Source organism: Gandjariella thermophila (assembly GCF_005405885.1).
GTDB classification, from domain to species: Bacteria; Actinomycetota; Actinomycetes; order Mycobacteriales; family Pseudonocardiaceae; genus Gandjariella; species Gandjariella thermophila.
The window spans coordinates 481-19,369 of sequence record NZ_BJFL01000018.1 but is presented as its reverse complement, the minus strand read 5'-3'; the positions used below and the strand labels follow the sequence as shown (position 1 = coordinate 19,369).

The 18,889-nt window shown below is 68.8% G+C and carries 16 protein-coding genes and 1 CRISPR repeat array; of the genes, 13 read left to right on the top strand and 3 right to left on the bottom strand.

What is annotated here, in order from left to right; translation table 11 throughout:
• The first annotated feature begins 5 nt into the window (after window positions 1-5).
• The 4 genes from csb2 (at window position 6) to FFT21_RS17055 (ending at window position 8,078) form a co-directional block, all read left to right on the top strand.
• Window positions 6-1,433, top strand: a complete 1,428-nt coding sequence (gene csb2, locus FFT21_RS17070; RefSeq protein WP_137814882.1) for a type I-G CRISPR-associated protein Csb2 — start codon at window positions 6-8, stop codon at window positions 1,431-1,433.
• A gap of 2 nt (window positions 1,434-1,435) precedes the next feature.
• The gene (gene cas4g/cas1g, locus FFT21_RS17065) at window positions 1,436-3,076 is read left to right on the top strand and encodes a CRISPR-associated endonuclease Cas4g/Cas1g (RefSeq protein WP_137814881.1); all 1,641 of its coding nucleotides are present in this window, start codon (window positions 1,436-1,438) and stop codon (window positions 3,074-3,076) included.
• Window positions 3,077-3,080: 4 nt separating this feature from the next.
• On the top strand, window positions 3,081-3,368 hold the full coding sequence (gene cas2 / locus FFT21_RS17060) for a CRISPR-associated endonuclease Cas2 (RefSeq protein ID WP_137814880.1): 288 nt from the start codon (window positions 3,081-3,083) through the stop codon (window positions 3,366-3,368).
• Window positions 3,369-3,540: 172 nt separating this feature from the next.
• A CRISPR array of direct repeats spans window positions 3,541-6,143; the repeat unit is 36 nt; unit sequence CTCACTCCGGCCCCCGCGGCCGGACTCCATTGCGGC.
• Window positions 6,144-6,368: 225 nt separating this feature from the next.
• On the top strand, window positions 6,369-8,078 hold the full coding sequence (locus FFT21_RS17055; RefSeq protein WP_137814871.1) for an IS1634 family transposase: 1,710 nt from the start codon (window positions 6,369-6,371) through the stop codon (window positions 8,076-8,078).
• A 174-nt stretch (window positions 8,079-8,252) separates the two neighbouring features.
• Here the strand turns inward: FFT21_RS17055 and FFT21_RS17050 are convergent, their stop codons facing one another.
• Together FFT21_RS17050 and FFT21_RS17045 are read right to left on the bottom strand one after the other, a co-directional pair.
• Window positions 8,253-8,627, bottom strand: a complete 375-nt coding sequence (locus FFT21_RS17050) for a DUF397 domain-containing protein (RefSeq protein WP_137814879.1) — start codon at window positions 8,625-8,627, stop codon at window positions 8,253-8,255.
• Window positions 8,624-9,463 (bottom strand): helix-turn-helix domain-containing protein, encoded by an 840-nt coding sequence (locus tag FFT21_RS17045; protein WP_137814878.1) that lies wholly within the window; start codon window positions 9,461-9,463, stop codon window positions 8,624-8,626. The genes FFT21_RS17050 and FFT21_RS17045 overlap by 4 nt, the downstream gene beginning before the upstream one ends.
• Before the next feature lie 297 nt (window positions 9,464-9,760).
• On the opposite strand from FFT21_RS17045, the gene FFT21_RS17040 reads away from it, so the two are divergent.
• The 4 genes from FFT21_RS17040 (at window position 9,761) to FFT21_RS17030 (ending at window position 10,992) form a co-directional block, all read left to right on the top strand.
• Window positions 9,761-10,021 carry a hypothetical protein gene (locus tag FFT21_RS17040; RefSeq protein WP_137814877.1) on the top strand — a complete coding sequence of 87 codons (261 nt, stop codon included), beginning with the start codon at window positions 9,761-9,763 and terminating at the stop codon, window positions 10,019-10,021.
• Entirely contained in the window at window positions 10,018-10,155 is a 138-nt protein-coding gene (locus FFT21_RS29180) for a hypothetical protein (protein WP_192909594.1), read from the top strand. Before FFT21_RS17040 ends, FFT21_RS29180 begins: the two co-directional genes overlap by 4 nt.
• Window positions 10,152-10,481, top strand: a complete 330-nt coding sequence (locus FFT21_RS17035) for an aminopeptidase (RefSeq protein WP_137814876.1) — start codon at window positions 10,152-10,154, stop codon at window positions 10,479-10,481. The genes FFT21_RS29180 and FFT21_RS17035 overlap by 4 nt, the downstream gene beginning before the upstream one ends.
• A 106-nt stretch (window positions 10,482-10,587) precedes the next feature.
• Window positions 10,588-10,992, top strand: a complete 405-nt coding sequence (locus tag FFT21_RS17030; protein ID WP_225978486.1) for a hypothetical protein — start codon at window positions 10,588-10,590, stop codon at window positions 10,990-10,992.
• A gap of 48 nt (window positions 10,993-11,040) precedes the next feature.
• Here FFT21_RS17030 and FFT21_RS17025 read toward each other — a convergent pair whose 3' ends face one another.
• Complete coding sequence (locus FFT21_RS17025) at window positions 11,041-11,529, bottom strand: nucleoside deaminase (protein WP_137814875.1); 489 nt, start codon at window positions 11,527-11,529, stop codon at window positions 11,041-11,043.
• A gap of 142 nt (window positions 11,530-11,671) precedes the next feature.
• On the opposite strand from FFT21_RS17025, the gene FFT21_RS17020 reads away from it, so the two are divergent.
• The 5 genes from FFT21_RS17020 to FFT21_RS17000 all read left to right on the top strand — a co-directional run bounded on the left by FFT21_RS17020 (window position 11,672) and on the right by FFT21_RS17000 (window position 18,770).
• Window positions 11,672-13,213: a pyridoxal phosphate-dependent decarboxylase family protein gene (locus tag FFT21_RS17020; protein WP_225978485.1), complete on the top strand. Its 1,542-nt coding sequence runs from the start codon at window positions 11,672-11,674 to the stop codon at window positions 13,211-13,213.
• Window positions 13,210-14,118: a class I SAM-dependent methyltransferase gene (locus FFT21_RS17015; protein WP_137814874.1), complete on the top strand. Its 909-nt coding sequence runs from the start codon at window positions 13,210-13,212 to the stop codon at window positions 14,116-14,118. The genes FFT21_RS17020 and FFT21_RS17015 overlap by 4 nt, the downstream gene beginning before the upstream one ends.
• Window positions 14,119-14,122: 4 nt before the next feature.
• Entirely contained in the window at window positions 14,123-14,959 is an 837-nt protein-coding gene (locus FFT21_RS17010) for a nucleotidyltransferase domain-containing protein (RefSeq protein ID WP_137814873.1), read from the top strand.
• Window positions 14,946-16,709 (top strand): arginine--tRNA ligase, encoded by a 1,764-nt coding sequence (argS, locus tag FFT21_RS17005; protein ID WP_137814872.1) that lies wholly within the window; start codon window positions 14,946-14,948, stop codon window positions 16,707-16,709. Before FFT21_RS17010 ends, argS begins: the two co-directional genes overlap by 14 nt.
• A 351-nt stretch (window positions 16,710-17,060) precedes the next feature.
• Window positions 17,061-18,770 carry an IS1634 family transposase gene (locus tag FFT21_RS17000; RefSeq protein WP_137814871.1) on the top strand — a complete coding sequence of 570 codons (1,710 nt, stop codon included), beginning with the start codon at window positions 17,061-17,063 and terminating at the stop codon, window positions 18,768-18,770.
• Window positions 18,771-18,889 lie beyond the last annotated feature (119 nt).

The window sequence follows — 18,889 nt, the reverse complement described above, 5'->3', positions numbered from 1 at the left end:
ACCGCATGCCCACCACGCTGGTCCTCACCTTCCCGTGGGGCCGCTACCACGCCAACCCGTGGGGACGGCACGTGAACGAGGGCGCCGTCGAGCTGCCGCCGTCCCCGTGGCGCGTGTTGCGTGCCCTCTACGCGGTGTGGCGGACCCGCGCGCCCGAACTGGACGCCGAGACGGTGCACCGGCTGCTCGCCAGGCTCGCCGAACCGCCCGTGTTCTACGTGCCTCGGCACGTGCTCGCGCACACCCGGCACTACTACCCGGACACCACCCACCGCCGCGGCAGCAGTAGCACGGACAACACTCTCGACGCTTCCGCGGTCTTCGAACGCGACGCCGACCTGGCCGTCCGGTGGCCCTTCGACCTGCCGGCCGAGCAGCAGAAGGCGTTGACCCGGCTGGCCATCTCCCTTCCGTACTTCGGCCGGGCCGACAGCATCTGCTCGGGCGCGGTGCCGCACGAGTGGACACCCTCGGGGCACGAGGTGTGGAAACCGACGGACGTCGCCGAGACCGTCCCGGACGACCGGCCGGCCACCGCCGTCCTCGCGCCCGAACTTCCGCTGCGGCTCGACACCCTGCTCGCCCGGCCCGTCGACGTGCGGCGGGGCGGCCTGCTGTTCCCCGCCGGCACCCGCCTGCTCGGCTACTACCGGGAGCAGCCGGCCCCGCCGGTGGGCAGGGTCTCCGCGGTCCGCGGGCCGGGACGTCCGGTGACCGCGGTGCGGTTCTCCGTGCTGCAACCCGCCTGCCCACCGGAAACCGACAGCGTGGTGTACACCGACCTGCTGCGTCAGGCGGCGCTCAGCAACCTTCCCGGCGACCGGGAGGGCCGGGACCGCACCGTTCTCGGCGGCAGATTCGGGGGAGCGGTGGCCCGGACCAACCACGGGCACGCCCACTACCTGCCTGTGCTCAACGAGGGCCGGCTCGCCGGGCTGCTGGTGTGGGCGCCGGACGGGTTGCCGGAGGAGGAACTCAAGGCACTCACCGCCGTCCGCCGCCTCTACTCGCGGCGGAACGAGGACTGGCGGCTCACCATCCGCGTCGCCGGGCTGGGCGACGTCGAGCAGGCCGCCCCCGATCTGGCCGTGGAAACCGCAGACTGGTGCTCGGCCACGCCGTTCACCCCGTCCCGCTACCCCAAGCGCCATACCAACTGGATCGCCTTTCTCCGCGAAGAAATCAATCGGGAGCTCTCGTACCGCTACGGCGACTCCGTCCGCCTCCGTGAGATCGAACTGCTCGACCGTGACTGGCGGGCGTTCCGCCGTTACCGTCCTGTCGCGCGAGCGCGCCGGGACCCTTACCAGGGCCAGGCCAGCCGTCCCGGTGCGTTCCTGCGGCTGGCTCTCGACCACCCTGTCCGTGGGCCCCTTGCCCTCGGCCACCTGTCCCACTTTGGATTGGGTTTGTTCCGTCCCGATCGGAGGTGACGGTGGACAGTGATCTCATTCCCGCGCGCATGGTCAACGAGTACGTCTACTGCCCGCGGTTGTTCTATCTGGAATGGGTCGAGGGCCGCTTCGCGGACAACGACGACACCCGGCTCGGGCAGCAGGTCCACCGCAAGGTCGATGTCGAGTCCGGCGCCGCGCCGCTGCCCGGGGAAGGCGATCTCCGTGCCGCCCGCGCGGTGACGCTGAGCTCGGACGACCTCGGCGTGATCGCCAAGGTGGACGTCATCCAGGGTGACGGTGACAGCGTCGTCCCGGTCGATTTCAAGAAGGGCGGTCCACGGTCGGACGGGACACCGTGGCCGGCGGACGAGGCGCAGGTCTGCCTGCAAGCGCTCGTGTTGCGTGATCGTGGTTATCGCTGTGACCACGCCGAGCTGTACTACGCCGAGACCCGGCAGCGGGTCCGTGTCGAGCTGAGCCCGGAGCGAATCGGTTGGGTGCGGGATGTCGTGGCCGGCGCCCGTGCCGTGGCGGACCGAGCCCGCCCGCCGTTGCCGCTGGTCGACAGTCCCAAGTGCGTCCGGTGTTCACTCGTCGGCCTCTGCCTTCCCGACGAGGTGAACGCCCTGCTCGCCCGGCGGCAGCAGCCACCCCGACGGCTGGTGCCCCGAGACCCGGACCAGCGCCCCGTCTATGTGACCGAACCCGGCGCCTTCGTCGGCGTGCGTGGTGGGCGCCTCGAAGTCACCCGCGACAAGGCGAAGCTCGCCTCGTTCCGAATGCTCGACGTGGCACAGCTCGCCGTGTTCGGCCGTGTCCAGATCAGCACACAGGCCCTCCAGGAATGCTTCGCCCGCGGTATTCCGGTGCTCTGGCTGAGCAGCGGAGGGTGGTTGCACGGGTTCGCGCAGGGCCAGCCGCCCAAGTATGTCGAGCTACGCCGCCGCCAGACCGCCGTGCACGCGCAGGGCGGTAACGGCATCGCCGGGCAGATCATCGCCGGCAAGATCCTCAACTGCCGGACTCTGCTGCGTCGCAATGCGCGCGGAGACGTCACTGGGACGCTCGACGCCATGAAGAGGCTCGCCGAGCAGGCGCGCACGGCGGAGAACTTCTCCACGCTGCTCGGCGTCGAGGGCACGGCGGCTCGCCTGTATTTCGCCGCGTTCCCGTCGATGGTCAACCCGGGCGCCGACGGCCTCGCCGCCGAATTCTCCCAACTCGGGCGCAACCGCCGGCCACCTCCGGATCCCGTCAATGCCCCGCTCTCGTTCTGCTACTCCATGCTCACCAAGGATCTGGTCGCCATCACGCTCGGCGTCGGACTGGATCCCCACCTCGGCATCTATCACCGTTCCCGCTACGGCCGACCGGCGCTGGCGCTCGATCTCGCCGAGGAGTTCCGGCCGCTGATCGCCGACTCGGTGGTCCTCGGTTTGATCAACAAGGGTGAGATCACCACGGCCGACTTCCTCCGCCGTGCCGGGGCGGTCTCGCTGACGCCCGATGGCCGCCGCACCGTGCTCCGCGCCTACGAACGCCGGCTGGACACGGAGATCCGGCACCCGCTCTTCGGCTACAAGATCAGCTACCGGCGGGTGCTCGACCTCCAGGCCCGTCTGCTCGCCGCCGTCCTGGTCGGCGAGATACCCCAGTACACGCCGATGGTCACGAGGTGAGCCGATGGCCAGGCGGCGATACCTGATGGCCTACGACATCGCGGACCCGAAGCGGCTGCGCCGGGTCTGCGCGCTCATGGAGGACCACGGCGAACGGCTGCAGTATTCAGTGTTCCTGTGCGATCTGAGCGTGGCCGAACTCGCCGAACTGGAGTCCGCCGTCACCGACGTGATGGATCTCGGCGAGGACAGCGTGGTGGAGATCGATCTCGGCCTGACGTCCTCGCCGGCCCGGGTGCGCAGCCTCGGACGTCCCCGCCGGCTGCCGGACGCAGGCCCGAAGATAGTTTGATCTCTGCGAGCATCCCGGTGCCGACACCGTCAGGCGTAGATGCTCGCATGCAGGTCAGGGCCATCTTGTGCGATTCAGTGGAGGCTTGTTGATCTCGTCGAAGATCCCTCTTCCGGGGTTGCTCGCAACGTGCTACATTTCCGCAGGTCAAACCCACCGAATCAGCCGAGCCCTCACTCCGGCCCCCGCGGCCGGACTCCATTGCGGCAGAACAACCCACCGTCGATATTTTCTAGCGACATGCTCACTCCGGCCCCCGCGGCCGGACTCCATTGCGGCAATCAGAGTGAGGGCCAGGGGGGGCACGTCCGGAGTCCCTCTCACTCCGGCCCCCGCGGCCGGACTCCATTGCGGCCGACTGCCCAATGTCGTTCGAAATGATGCTTCGGGACTCACTCCGGCCCCCGCGGCCGGACTCCATTGCGGCCAGCAGGTGCTGTGGGGGTATCCACGGCGGGACCTGCAGCTCACTCCGGCCCCCGCGGCCGGACTCCATTGCGGCTTCAACCGGGCCAACATCTGGTCGTTCGCCCCGCGAGCTCACTCCGGCCCCCGCGGCCGGACTCCATTGCGGCTACGCAACCTTCGCAAGGGTTACACCGAGTTGCTTCCCGCTCACTCCGGCCCCCGCGGCCGGACTCCATTGCGGCTTCTTCACCGAAAGCAACCCGAGCTCGTCCCACGGCACGCTCACTCCGGCCCCCGCGGCCGGACTCCATTGCGGCAATTCGGTGCAAGGCCAAGCCGCCCTGCACGCGTTGGCCGCTCACTCCGGCCCCCGCGGCCGGACTCCATTGCGGCATCAAAACCGACTCCACCGGGATGTGATCATCATGTTCTCACTCCGGCCCCCGCGGCCGGACTCCATTGCGGCATTTCTACATATGGCCTACGCGTGCGCGGGCAGCGGGCTCACTCCGGCCCCCGCGGCCGGACTCCATTGCGGCGCACTGTAGTTGAGTTGCACAGGGAAGCACGTGGAGTACTCACTCCGGCCCCCGCGGCCGGACTCCATTGCGGCAACGGCTCGGTGCCCACGAAGGCGTATGGGCTGTAGGCTCACTCCGGCCCCCGCGGCCGGACTCCATTGCGGCACCAGCAACCAGGCGTTCAAGGCGAACGAGATCTTGACGCCTCACTCCGGCCCCCGCGGCCGGACTCCATTGCGGCTCAACTGCCGGGAACATCTCCCGCCGACGACCTGGCCTCACTCCGGCCCCCGCGGCCGGACTCCATTGCGGCGACATCGTCGCGCTCAACACGATCGACACCCGAGTACCTCACTCCGGCCCCCGCGGCCGGACTCCATTGCGGCAGCCACACAGAGATGGTTTCTTTGCCCGGGCGGCGCTCACTCCGGCCCCCGCGGCCGGACTCCATTGCGGCTCCGTGGCGCTACTGCACGGCACGCACGTGGTGGCCCTCACTCCGGCCCCCGCGGCCGGACTCCATTGCGGCTCAACTGCCGGGAACATCTCCCGCCGACGACCTGGCCTCACTCCGGCCCCCGCGGCCGGACTCCATTGCGGCCGGCTGGTATGAGCCTGCCGGAAGCGGTGGAGGCCCTGCTCACTCCGGCCCCCGCGGCCGGACTCCATTGCGGCCGCGACGGACAGGAGCAGGGCGCGGAGTTCGGCGGTGCCTCACTCCGGCCCCCGCGGCCGGACTCCATTGCGGCACCCTTGGGCGTCTCGGCCAGCTCGACGAGGTGTGCGCTCACTCCGGCCCCCGCGGCCGGACTCCATTGCGGCTTCGTCATCTCACGCTTCAGATCGGCGCCATCCTCGACGCTCACTCCGGCCCCCGCGGCCGGACTCCATTGCGGCCGGAACTACACCCCGGGCAACACGCACGCCACCGACCTCACTCCGGCCCCCGCGGCCGGACTCCATTGCGGCGTGCCCAGCCGCACGGCGGCCAGCTCGATCGCCAGCGCTCACTCCGGCCCCCGCGGCCGGACTCCATTGCGGCGCGTAGGGAGTGTCGACACCCGGAATGGGTCCGGTTGGGTCTCACTCCGGCCCCCGCGGCCGGACTCCATTGCGGCCGGGAACGCAGCGAGGTCGCCGACGCCACCACGTCCTCACTCCGGCCCCCGCGGCCGGACTCCATTGCGGCAGATCATGTCACTGCATCACCTCGTTTTCTTCGCGGCTCACTCCGGCCCCCGCGGCCGGACTCCATTGCGGCCCACTGCTCGTCGGGCACGTCGTCGATGCCGGCGCTCTCACTCCGGCCCCCGCGGCCGGACTCCATTGCGGCCATCAAAACACCTGGTCGTTTACATCAGCCCGGTAATCCTCACTCCGGCCCCCGCGGCCGGACTCCATTGCGGCGAGGTCCGCCTGACCGTCGTCGGCCGCCGCCTGTTCCCTCACTCCGGCCCCCGCGGCCGGACTCCATTGCGGCCCCAGCGCGGTGTACGCCTGCTGCCACAGCGCGCGGCGCTCACTCCGGCCCCCGCGGCCGGACTCCATTGCGGCATGACCAGCACGTCGGACGCGGCGAGCGCGCCGTTGCTCACTCCGGCCCCCGCGGCCGGACTCCATTGCGGCTCGCGGCTTCCGGCTCGGATCGCGGCGGTGACCAGGCGCCTCACTCCGGCCCCCGCGGCCGGACTCCATTGCGGCCTAACCCGGGGCTCACTGTCGCCCGAGCCCGGTCCTGCTCACTCCGGCCCCCGCGGCCGGACTCCATTGCGGCCCGATCACGGCTGAGGTAGCGGAGCGGCTGAATTCCCTCACTCCGGCTCCCACGGCCCGACTCCATTGCGGCCACGGCCGCAAGCACGGCTTCGACTACATGGGCATCTCACTCCGGCCCCCACCCGGGGTTCCACAGATGATCCGGGACTCGTGGGAGGCTCGCGCCGCTGGTCAGAGGGTTGCGACCTAGCGGAAGCGGCGGAAAGTACTAGTGACACGGTGTGCGCCGTGGCCTGCTTGTGAACTGCTGCGTGGTCTTGTTCTCATAGCGGCTTGATCGTTAAGGTCGCCGTCCGTGTATGTGAAGCGCTCGACGCGCAGGATGGCCGACGGCAAGACGGTGGGCTATCTGCAGCTGGCCCATAACGAGTGGGACCCGGCCGCGAAGGCGTCGCGGACGAAGGTGCTGTACTCCTTCGGCCGGGAGGACCAGCTCGACGTCGCCGGGATCCGGCGGCTGGTCGCGGCGTTGTGCCGACTGCTCGAGCAGGGCGAGGCGCTGGTCGCGACCGCGCCAGCGGAACTGCGGTTCACCGAGTCGAAGGCGTTGGGCGGGGCGTTCGCGCTGGACGGGCTGTGGCATGCGTTGGGGATCGATGCCGTGATGCGGCGGATGCTGGTGACCACGCGGATGGAGCCGCGCGTGGAGCGGATCCTGTTCGCGCTGGTGGCGAACCGTGCGCTGGCCCCCAGTTCCAAGCTGGGCGCGACCCGGTGGATCGAGCACGACGTGGTCATCGACGGGCTGGACGTGCCGGTCGTGGACGAGTCCTGCTATCGGGCGATGGACTGGTTGATCGACGCCGAGCCCGAGCTCGGGCGGATCGTGTTCGACAACACCGCCGACCTGCTGAATCTGGAGGTGGACCTGTTGTTCTTCGACACCATCTCCACGTACTTCGAGGCCGAGGACGCCGACGCGCCGGTCGGCCGGGACGAGCGCGGGATGCCGGTCGCCGACGCCTCGGCCGCAGCAAAGCAGGCAGGGTTTCGCACCCTCGGCAAGAGCAAGGACTCCCGGCCGGATCTGCCGCAGATCGTGGTCGGCATGGCGGTGACCCGGGACGGGATCCCGGTCAGGTGTTGGTCTTGGCCCGGGAACACCGCCGATTCCGCGCTGATCCGGCAGGTGAAACACGACATGCGGGATTGGTCGCTGTCGCGGATCGTGTGGGTCGCCGACCGCGGCTTCGCCTCCGCCGCCAACAGGCGCTACCTGCAGCGCGCCGGCGGGCACTACATCCTCGGGGAGAAGCTGCGCGGCGGCACCGCCGAGGCCGACGCCGCGCTGTCCCGACAGGGCCGCTACCGCCACGTCGCCGACAACCTGCAGGTCAAGGAGGTCCGTCTGTCGTCGGATCTAGCTGAGGACCGGTTCGTGATCTGCTTCAACCCCGACGCCGCGATCCGCGACGCTGCCATCCGAGCACGCATCGTCGCGCTGCTCGAGGAGATGATTAACGGCTCCGACACGCTGTCTCGGGACCAGCGCGCCGAACTGCGCGGCGTCATCTCGACCAAGCCCGGGCTCAACCGCTACCTGCGCACCACGCCCGGCGGGCTGCTGCGGGTGGACAAGAAGGCCATCGACGCCGAGGCCAACCTGGACGGCAAGTTCCTGCTGCGCTGCTCGGACCCGAAGCCCTCGGCCGAGGACATCGCCCTGGGCTACAAGCAGCTACTGGAAGTCGAGCGCGGCTGGCGGGACATGAAGTCGGTTATCGACATGCGGCCCGTCTATCACCGCGTCGAGGCACGGATCCGTGCTCACGTGCTGCTGTGCTGGCTGGCGCTGCTGCTCATCCGCATCGCCGAAACCAAGACCGGGCAGACCTGGGCCGCCATCCGCGACGAGCTCCAGCGCCTGCACCTGGGCACCTTCACCGGCCCGGCCGGCTCCTTCCGGCAGCGCACCGAGCTCACCGCCGGCCAGAAGAAGATCCTCGCCGCGCTCGGCCTGCCCGAACCACGCCGCATCTTCGAGGCCACCCCCGCGACGCCCTGACCAGGACGAACACCACGGCCTAGTGAACGCCCCGTCACCGGGCCGATCAGCATTTCCCCAGCTCACGGCCAGTTTTCACGGACTAGTCAGCTGGCTGATCTGTGGAACCCCGGCCGAGCGTTCGAGATCGCGGTGTGGCTGCCGGCCGTATCGATCGCTGCCTGGTGTTTGCGGTCAGTTCACGGTCGTGGTGAGTCGGTCAGCGAGGTCGAACTCGCCGTCGATGGCTCCGGCGACGAAGGCGGACCATTCTGCTTGGTCGAAGCGTAGTTCGACGCCGGTGTGCAGCGACCTGACCAGGGTGTCAGTGCCGCTGCGGGTGACGGTGACGGCGCTGTTCGTGCTGTTTGGCCCGTTCTGAACTTCGTGGATGAACGACTTCCAATCGGCGAAGCCGAAGGTGATCGTTCCGGCGGTCGGGTGCTTGCTGTGCCGGATCACCACGCCGCCCGCGGCGGGGGCGACCTCGACGCAGTTTCCGGTGCCGGTGCTGTAGCTGCTCTTGCGCCACGCGGTCGGGGCCTGCGCTGTGTGGGCGGGGGTGTTCATGGCAGTTCCTTGATCACGTCGTGGATGAGGTCAAGTGATTCTCGCGGAGCCAGGGCTTGCGCTTGCACGGAGGCCAGCGCGTGCAGGTAGCTGCGGATCACACCGTCGCGCTCATGCACGGTCCAGGATGTCACCCCGTCCACGTAGACGGCTTCGGGATCGGCCTCGTCAGGCCACTGGATCACGGTGAATGAGTCGCCGAGCGCGGCGTGGGCGTCGGCGGTGAAGGGCACGATCTGGACGGTCACGTCGTGCTCCCGAACCATGCGCGTGACGTGGCGGAGCTGTTCGCGCAGCGTGTCGGGTCCGCCGACCTGCTGGCGGACCGCGGCCTCGCCGAGGATCGCGGTCAGCCGGAGCCCTTCATCGATGCGTTTCTGGCGGCGCATCCGTAGTTCCAGGTACCGGTCGATGTCGGCGACCCGGATGTGGGGCGAGACCGCGGTGATGACGCGTTCGGCGTAGCGGCGGGTTTGCAGCAGGCCGGGGATCAGATGGCCTTCGTAGGTGCGGATCCAGGAGGCGTCGGCTTCCAGCTCGATGAGCATCTGCACGGCTTCGGAGAGGATGTCGCCGTAGTCCTGCCACCAGCCCTGCTCCTCGGACTTGCGGCGCAAGGTGTCCAACTGGGCGGCCACGGAGGCGGGGATGTCCAGCACCTCGACGGCCTTGGCCAACACCGTCGGCGACACTTTGGTCTTGCCCGATTCGATTTTGGACCAGGTGGCTTGGTGGATGCCGAGCCGCGCGGCCACCTCGGTACCGGACAAGCCGCTCTCGCGCCGATAGTGGGCCAGCCTGCTGCCGAGTCGGCGGCTGCGCACGGTGGGTCGCATCCCTGTTTCCTCCGCTTCGCACTCCACGCTGCCATCACGCGCGACGCGCGCGACCACCCGTTTGGACCACTTCCCGATCGGCAATAATGCCTGGCATTATGCCTTGCATGGATGGTGTGCCAGAGCACACCGTAGCCCTCCTGACGCGGCGCTGATCACCGCCCTCGCCGTTCGTGATCAGGGCTGCGTCAGGACCAGCCTGGCGGAGCCGGGCCAGTCAGCCCCCGACCTGGCCCCGGCTCCGCCGGTACCGACGGCCGACCCCACGCGGGTTGGTGTGGCAGCCGGGGAGTGACCATGCGGCGGAGGCGACGCAAGCCGGGTGAGCAGGTCTCAACGTGGCGGGACATCGCGAGACGACGACGCCAGATCCTTGTCGTGCCCACCGATGACGACCGCGTGGCGCTGGTCTTGCCGTCCGGCGAGGTGGCCGTGCTGGACCCGTTACAGGCCGGTCGGCTCCGGGGTGCGTTGCGAGACGTGGTGTACGCGCTGGATAACCGCGCCACGCTCGACGAACACCAGCACGCCATCCCCACCGTGCGAGCCCACGCATGAGCCCCGCCGCGCAAACCATCCTCGTGGCGATCGCCGCACTGGTGTTCCTGGTCCGGCTCTCAGCGGCGCTCTACCGCGCCCGCGTGGACGGGCAGATCGCCGCCCGCCACGCGCGCCGGGAGGAGAAGCAATGAGCCCTCTATCTCGGCAAACAGCCCAGGAGTTGGGGCGACGCCTGTACGCCGCCGGCTTCCGCCCCCTGCCCGACGCCGACAACGGCGGCATGCTCATCGGCACCCGCCTGTGGCGGGTGCGCTCCGGATACGTCGAATACCTCGCGCTGCGCCCGAACGGGCTGGCCCACGCCGTGCGCGCCGAGGCCACCTTCGACTACCAGCACCCCGCCGACCACGGCCGGATCGTGGAACACCGATCCGGCTACGTCCTCAATGCCCTGGACTGGTTGCTGGCCACCAGCGACGTGCCCGCCGGTTCACGGCGTCGGCCCTACGACCCCTGACCAGGGCGGACCTTTCCGGGTGGCCTCCTGACGACGCGGATGCCCCGCCATGACCGCGCCACCCACGCTCACCACGACCGTGTACGGCCAACCCAGGGAGGCGCACATGACAGCAGCACCGACCCCAGCGCAGCTCAACGAGACCGCCCACGACCAGCAGCAACAACGCCACCCGCTGGACGCGCTTGTGCCCGACCCGACCGGTGTCCCACCGCTGTGCGACGAGCAACAGTTCGTCGCGATCTTGGAAAGCATGGTCGCGGACGAGGCACCTCGGCTGTTCGCCGTCGTCCAGGAGTACGGCAACCGCGTGGACGCCCAGATCGTCGCATGGGGCATGGCCTTCGCCGACCACGCCGAGGTCGTCTCGGTCGACCGCAGCCTGCGCATGAGCCTGCGCAAGCCGAAAGACACGCTGCCCGCCTTCCACTTCGGCAGCCACATCCGCGCCCGCCTGGTCTGGTTCAACCCCGACGCCACCACACCCGGCGAGCGGGATCAAGCGGCCTGAACAGGCGCGACATCGCGCCGTGGCCGCCCAGACACGGCGAACGCGGGATCAGGACGCTTGTGGCGTGTCGAGGTAGGCGTTGAGCAGGGCGTCTGTCTCGGCCATCAGCACCTCGGGGATGACCTCCACGTAGTGGTTGAGGCGGCGGTCGCGGACCACGTCCCACAGGGAGCACACCGCGCCGTTGTACTTGTCCCAGGAGCCGATGACCAAGCGCGGGATGCGGGCGAGTACGAGTGCGCCCGCGGACATGGTTCCGGGTTCGAGGGTGGTTACGAGGGTGCAGCCCTCCAGGCGCCAGGTACCGAACGCTTGGCCTGCCTGACGCAGCGCGAGGATTTCGGCGTAGGCCGTGGGGTCGCCGGTCCGGGCGCGGTCGTGGTGGGCGGCGGCGATCTCGTTGCCGTCGCGGTCGTAGATCACCGCGCCGACGGGCGGATCGTCAGCTCCTGGGTCGGGCAATGTGCGCGCGACCTGGAGTGCTCGGCGCATCCACGGCTCGTACGGGGTGGTTGGCGTCCTCTGCACGGTCGGCATTGTCCCCGACGATCACCGTCCGTCGTCGCGGGGTGTGATGCGCGGCTCGGTGCGCGACCTGTTCGGCGGAACAGCCGCAGCCGATCCGGTGACTAGTCTTGATCGTTTGTGCCCGTATTTCCTGCGGTGACAAGGAGTCCACGTGAGTGCCCGGCCGGTGGATCACGAATCGACCCCCAGGATGTCTACCACGGCTTCTGTCGACGCGGCGTCCGAGCTGCTGCGTCGAGTGATCGACCTCGGTGTGCGCTTCAAGCTCCAGCCAGACATATTCCGTGACCGGTTACCGCCGGAGCGGATACGAGATCTGCTGGTGTCCGATCTGCCCCGGGAACGATGCACGCTGGACGTCGTTCTGGAGCTGTTCGAGCAGGTCGTCCTCCCACTGTGCAAGAACGAGGCCAGCCCCCGCTTCCTCGGCTTCGGCGACACCGGGGACGACCCCGCCGCGCTCGTGGGTGGCCTGCTGGCCCTGTTCACGCAACAGAACTTGATCAACCAAAGTTTCGACTCGCCGAGCGCGACATTCGTCGAGATCGCAGTGTTGCGGTGGCTACGGGACCTGCTGGGCTACGACAACCCGCCGGTTTCGGACATCCGCACGGTTTGGGATGTCGGCGGTGTGATCACTCACGGTGGAACAAGCAGCAACGCGACCGCGATGATGCTCGCCCGCGAGCACAAGGCTCCCGACACCATGCGCGCCGGTGTCCGCGATCCCAGCCAGTTCGGTGTCATCGTGCCGCGCGGGATCGGGCACTACAGCATCAAAAGCGCGCTCACCTGGATCGGTGTTGGAAACCAGGCCATCGAAGTCGACACACGCGCGTTCCGCTACGACCTCGCCGCGCTGGAGCGGGCGGTCCACCGGCACCGTGGGCAGGTCATGGCCGTGGTCGCCTACGCCGGGGACAGTCGCACCCAGACCGTCGAGCATCTGCGCCAGGTGCACGATGTCATCCGCGCGGCCGACCCCGCAGTCTGGCTGCACGTGGACGCCTGCTGGGGACTGGTCGCGGCGTTCAGCGACCGGCTGCGCCACCGCATCGACGGCATCGCCGAGTTCGACAGCGTGACCGTCGACCCACACAAGGTCATGGCCGTGCCCTACAGCCTGAGCGCCCTGCTCGTCCGAGACCCAGCCAGTTTGCGCGCGGTGTCGAGCTATTCAGATCTGATCATGCAAGAGGATTACGCCTTCGGCCAGGTCACGCCGTTCATCGGTACCAAAGGCTGGCTGTCGCTGAAGCTGTGGATGATGATGCTCGCCCACGGCCGCACCGGCCTCGCCGCGCTCGCCGAAGAGCGGGTGGGCAAGGCGCACCGCTTCGCCGCCTTGCTCGACGAACACCCGCGCCTGCTGCGCCTACACGATCCTGACCTTGCCGCGGTGGCGTTCGTCTACCTGCCCACCGACATCCGGCGCGAACCACCCGTGCCGGAGCACCACATCGCGCGGATCAACACGGTGAACCAACGCATCCACGATCGGATGCTCACCGAAGGAACCTGGCACCTCCACCAGTTCAGCCTGCCCGACGATCACGCGCGCCTTCGGGCCGGATCAACGCTGTACCCCTTGCGGTTCATGGCCAACAATCCGCGCACCGACGACCAACACATGGCCGAAGTGATCGACTACGTGACCAAGCTCGGCGGCGAGATCGAAGGAGAGATCCGGTGACCGATGTCGAGCAGTTCCGCTCGGTCTACGAAACCGGCGGCGTGTACGACCGCTGCTTACTGCCCCACTACTACGACGGCCGCGAAGACCTCGACCTGGTCAGGGAGTTAGTGACCGCCCACCACGGCGAGCCGGCAGGCAACCTCACGGTCGTCGAGTTCGGGTGCGGCACCGGGCGCGTCACCGCCCGACTCGCCCCCTACGCGCGACACCTCATCCTCGCCGACTACAGCACCACCATGATCGACACCGTCCGCGTGCAATACCCCTTGGCTCGCACCATCCGTGCGGATACCCGCGATGCCGTGGCCCAACTGCTGGGCGAGGGACGGGCGGGCTCCTTCGACCTCGTCGGGGCGTTCTGGTCGCTGAGCTACCCACTCGGCGAGTTCTTCGAAACCATGACCGCCGACGGCATCCAACCGGTCTCCGACGTGGCCGCCGCCCGAAGACAGGCCATCGCATTCGTCCGCGACATCACCCGCCTGCTCGCCCCCGGCGGTCACCTCCTGGCGCTGTTCTTCGACTCCGACACCCCCGAACAACGCTTGGTGACCCGTCTCTGGGAGCGAATCGCACCGTTTCCCGAGGAAGGCCGCAGCTACACCCGCAACCTGCTGCTCACCGCACTTCGGCAGCTCGAAGATTCCGGCCACGGCGCCCTCACCCACACCCGCCGCAGCGGCACCGCATGGGCACCCAACGCCGAAGCGGCGATCGCCTGGTTCAACGTCGTCCACCTCAAGAGCTTCCCCGCACTGGTGAACGACGCGGGCGTCCAACACGAGATCCGTGACTTCATCGACCACTACGAGCAGCCCTCGGGCGAGGTGACGTTACCGAGCGGGGTGCACGTGGCCGACTTCCACGCCATCCCACACCCCAGCCACCACCTACCGAGGTAGCGCCGTGGAGGCCAACCAGCGCGCGGCGTTCGCCACTGCGCGCGCCCTGCGTCGCAGGTTCGTTCGAGACGCCGGCTACGGACTGGCCTACGGCTCCCATCCCGCCGGCACCGCGACACCACGCTCCGACCTCGACCTCGTGCTGATCGGCCCCCAGCCCATCGCGGACGACGAACTGGCCCAGCTCATCGAGGCCGTCTGCGACCTGCACCGGGTCCACGGCTTTGATCTGGACACCGAGGTCGACTACGCGGTCAAGGTGTACGCGAGCTTCGCCGATGTCGACGCAGCGGTCAGCCTGAGCTGCTTCGACACCAACGCCGACGGACACCTCAGCGTGTCCGCCGTGGTGGTTGAGCCGTGGTTTCTCAACTCCCGCACCTTCGCCCACCGACTCCTACTCAACGCGCTGACCAGCCCGCACGTCTTCCTCGGCGGCGACGCCATCACCTACAGGCGGCATCGCGAGCGCGCCGAACACGCCGTCGCCCTACTGGCGATCACCCTCCTGGGTGAAGCGACCAGCATCACACTCGACGAGACGATCACCGCCGTCACCATCGGTCCACAGCAGGCCACCGGCGAAGACTTCCTCGGCTACACCCCCAACCGGCACCTGGCTGCGACGCTGCGCCGCGGACTCGCCCGGCTTGCACGGCACGGCATCCTCCGCCACCTCGATGGAACCCGGTTCGAACCTGACTACGGCGCCTGCCTGACCGCTATCGAACAACTTCGGGCACCACGCCGGCCGGGTGCCACCGACGTGCTGACACGACAGTTATTAGGACCTGGGACAATGCACGCCGAGAAGGAGGGTCTACTCAGTGACGAACCATGAGGTGCTGCCGCTGCTCGGCCAGGTGGCCGACAGCGTGTCCCAGGCGATCGCCCACGCCCGCCCCGAGCTGGCCGGAGCCGACCCGGTGATTCGCCGATCCGAGCACGCCGACTTCCAGTCGAACGCAGCCCTCGCCCTGGCCAAACGCGCCCGCACCAAGCCCGCCGACCTCGCCCAAGCGCTCAGCGCGGCCCTCGCCGACGACCGCGGGCCGATCGCCCGCGTCGAGGTGTCCGGACCGGGCTTTCTCAACATCACCGTGCCCGACCAGGTCATCTGGAACCAACTCGCCGCGCGCCTGGCCAGCCCCCGCCTCGGGGTCGGCACGCCCCACGACGGCCAGCGGACCGTCATCGACTACTCCGCGCCCAACATTGCCAAGGAGATGCACGTCGGGCACCTGCGCACCACGATCATCGGGGACAGCCTGGCCCGCGTGCTCGGCTTCCTCGGTGCCGAGGTCATCCGACAGAACCACCTCGGTGACTGGGGCACCCAGTTCGGGATGCTCATCCAGTACCTGGACGAGCACCCGCAGGCCACCTGGCACCACGACGAGCTGGAGCCCGGCACCTCGGCGGTCTCCGCGCTGGACGAGCTGTACCGGGCCGCCCGCGCCGCCTTCGACGCCGATCCCGACTTCGCCGACCGTTCCCGCCGACGGGTGGTCGCCCTGCAATCCGGCGACCCGGCCACCATCGCCCGCTGGAAGGAAATCGTCGCCGAATCCGAGAAAGCCTTCCGCGACATCTACGACCGGCTCGGCGTGCTCCTCACCCCGGAAGATTCGGTCGGCGAGTCGTTCTACAACCATCTCCTCGCCGATGTCGTCACCGAACTGACCGAGGCCGGAATCGCCGTGGAAAGCGAAGGTGCCATCGTGATCTTCTCCGAGGAGGTCACCGGCCCGGACGGCAACCCCGCCCCGCTCATGGTGCGCAAGCGCGACGGCGGCTACGGCTACGACACCACCGACCTCGCCACCATTCGCTACCGCATCCACGACCTCAAGGCCAACCGCCTGCTCTACGTCACCGACTCGCGCCAGGCCCTCCACTTTCAAATGATCTTTGAAGCGGCTCGCCGCGCGGGCTGGCTCACCGACGGCATCGAAGCCGCCCACGTCCCGTACGGGACGGTACTCGGCCCCGACGGGCGCCCCTTCAAGACCCGCTCGGGCGGCACCGTCCGCCTAATGGACCTGCTCGATGACGCCGTCGCCCGTGCCCGCGCCGTCGTCCACGAGAAGAACCCTGAGCTTGACGCCGACGAACTGGACCGAATCGCCGAGCAGGCGGGCATCGGGGCGGTCAAGTACGCCGACCTGTCCAGCTCGCGGATCAAGGACTACGTCTTCGACGTCGACCGCATGGTGTCGTTCACCGGCAACACCGGCGTCTACCTCCAGTACGCACATACCCGCATCCGCTCGATCCTGCGCAGGGCCGGCGACCCCGACGTAGACATCGACCCCACCGTCGAACTCCAACCCGCCGAGCGCGCGCTGGCCCTGGAACTCGACGCCTACGGCACCGCGGTGACCGAGGTCGGCGACACCCTGGAACCCCACCGACTGTGCGGCTACCTCTACGACCTGGCCCGCGACTTCACCACGTTCTACGAGTCCTGCCACGTGCTGGGCGCCGAGGAACCCATTCGCAGCAACCGACTCGCCCTCTGCCAGCTCACCGCGCGCACGCTGCAACACGGGCTCGGCCTGCTCGGCATCAGCGCCCCCGAACGCATGTAGCCACACTTCGACGTGATACCTGCTGCGCAGGCTCGGAGCCACGAGGCAGCCGGTGGCGCGTCGAGACACGGAAGGGACCACCGGCCAGCATCGCCGCCGGGGCACCCTTAACGGGCGGGCCAACGGGCCAACCGCACCCGCGATATGCGTCGCACGCCGCCGGCCGGACGACCCCAGTCCGGGGTTCCACAGATGATCCGGGACTCGTGGGAGGCTCGCGCCGCTGGTCAGAGGGTTGCGACCTAGCGGAAGCGGCGGAAAGTACTAGTGACACGGTGTGCGCCGTGGCCTGCTTGTGAACTGCTGCGTGGTCTTGTTCTCATAGCGGCTTGATCGTTAAGGTCGCCGTCCGTGTATGTGAAGCGCTCGACGCGCAGGATGGCCGACGGCAAGACGGTGGGCTATCTGCAGCTGGCCCATAACGAGTGGGACCCGGCCGCGAAGGCGTCGCGGACGAAGGTGCTGTACTCCTTCGGCCGGGAGGACCAGCTCGACGTCGCCGGGATCCGGCGGCTGGTCGCGGCGTTGTGCCGACTGCTCGAGCAGGGCGAGGCGCTGGTCGCGACCGCGCCAGCGGAACTGCGGTTCACCGAGTCGAAGGCGTTGGGCGGGGCGTTCGCGCTGGACGGGCTGTGGCATGCGTTGGGGATCGATGCCGTGATGCGGCGGATGCTGGTGACCACGCGGATGGAGCCGCGCGTGGAGCGGATCCTGTTCGCGCTGGTGGCGAACCGTGCGCTGGCCCCCAGTTCCAAGCTGGGCGCGACCCGGTGGATCGAGCACGACGTGGTCATCGACGGGCTGGACGTGCCGGTCGTGGACGAGTCCTGCTATCGGGCGATGGACTGGTTGATCGACGCCGAGCCCGAGCTCGGGCGGATCGTGTTCGACAACACCGCCGACCTGCTGAATCTGGAGGTGGACCTGTTGTTCTTCGACACCATCTCCACGTACTTCGAGGCCGAGGACGCCGACGCGCCGGTCGGCCGGGACGAGCGCGGGATGCCGGTCGCCGACGCCTCGGCCGCAGCAAAGCAGGCAGGGTTTCGCACCCTCGGCAAGAGCAAGGACTCCCGGCCGGATCTGCCGCAGATCGTGGTCGGCATGGCGGTGACCCGGGACGGGATCCCGGTCAGGTGTTGGTCTTGGCCCGGGAACACCGCCGATTCCGCGCTGATCCGGCAGGTGAAACACGACATGCGGGATTGGTCGCTGTCGCGGATCGTGTGGGTCGCCGACCGCGGCTTCGCCTCCGCCGCCAACAGGCGCTACCTGCAGCGCGCCGGCGGGCACTACATCCTCGGGGAGAAGCTGCGCGGCGGCACCGCCGAGGCCGACGCCGCGCTGTCCCGACAGGGCCGCTACCGCCACGTCGCCGACAACCTGCAGGTCAAGGAGGTCCGTCTGTCGTCGGATCTAGCTGAGGACCGGTTCGTGATCTGCTTCAACCCCGACGCCGCGATCCGCGACGCTGCCATCCGAGCACGCATCGTCGCGCTGCTCGAGGAGATGATTAACGGCTCCGACACGCTGTCTCGGGACCAGCGCGCCGAACTGCGCGGCGTCATCTCGACCAAGCCCGGGCTCAACCGCTACCTGCGCACCACGCCCGGCGGGCTGCTGCGGGTGGACAAGAAGGCCATCGACGCCGAGGCCAACCTGGACGGCAAGTTCCTGCTGCGCTGCTCGGACCCGAAGCCCTCGGCCGAGGACATCGCCCTGGGCTACAAGCAGCTACTGGAAGTCGAGCGCGGCTGGCGGGACATGAAGTCGGTTATCGACATGCGGCCCGTCTATCACCGCGTCGAGGCACGGATCCGTGCTCACGTGCTGCTGTGCTGGCTGGCGCTGCTGCTCATCCGCATCGCCGAAACCAAGACCGGGCAGACCTGGGCCGCCATCCGCGACGAGCTCCAGCGCCTGCACCTGGGCACCTTCACCGGCCCGGCCGGCTCCTTCCGGCAGCGCACCGAGCTCACCGCCGGCCAGAAGAAGATCCTCGCCGCGCTCGGCCTGCCCGAACCACGCCGCATCTTCGAGGCCACCCCCGCGACGCCCTGACCAGGACGAACACCACGGCCTAGTGAACGCCCCGTCACCGGGCCGATCAGCATTTCCCCAGCTCACGGCCAGTTTTCACGGACTAGTCAGCTGGCTGATCTGTGGAACCCCGGCCCACG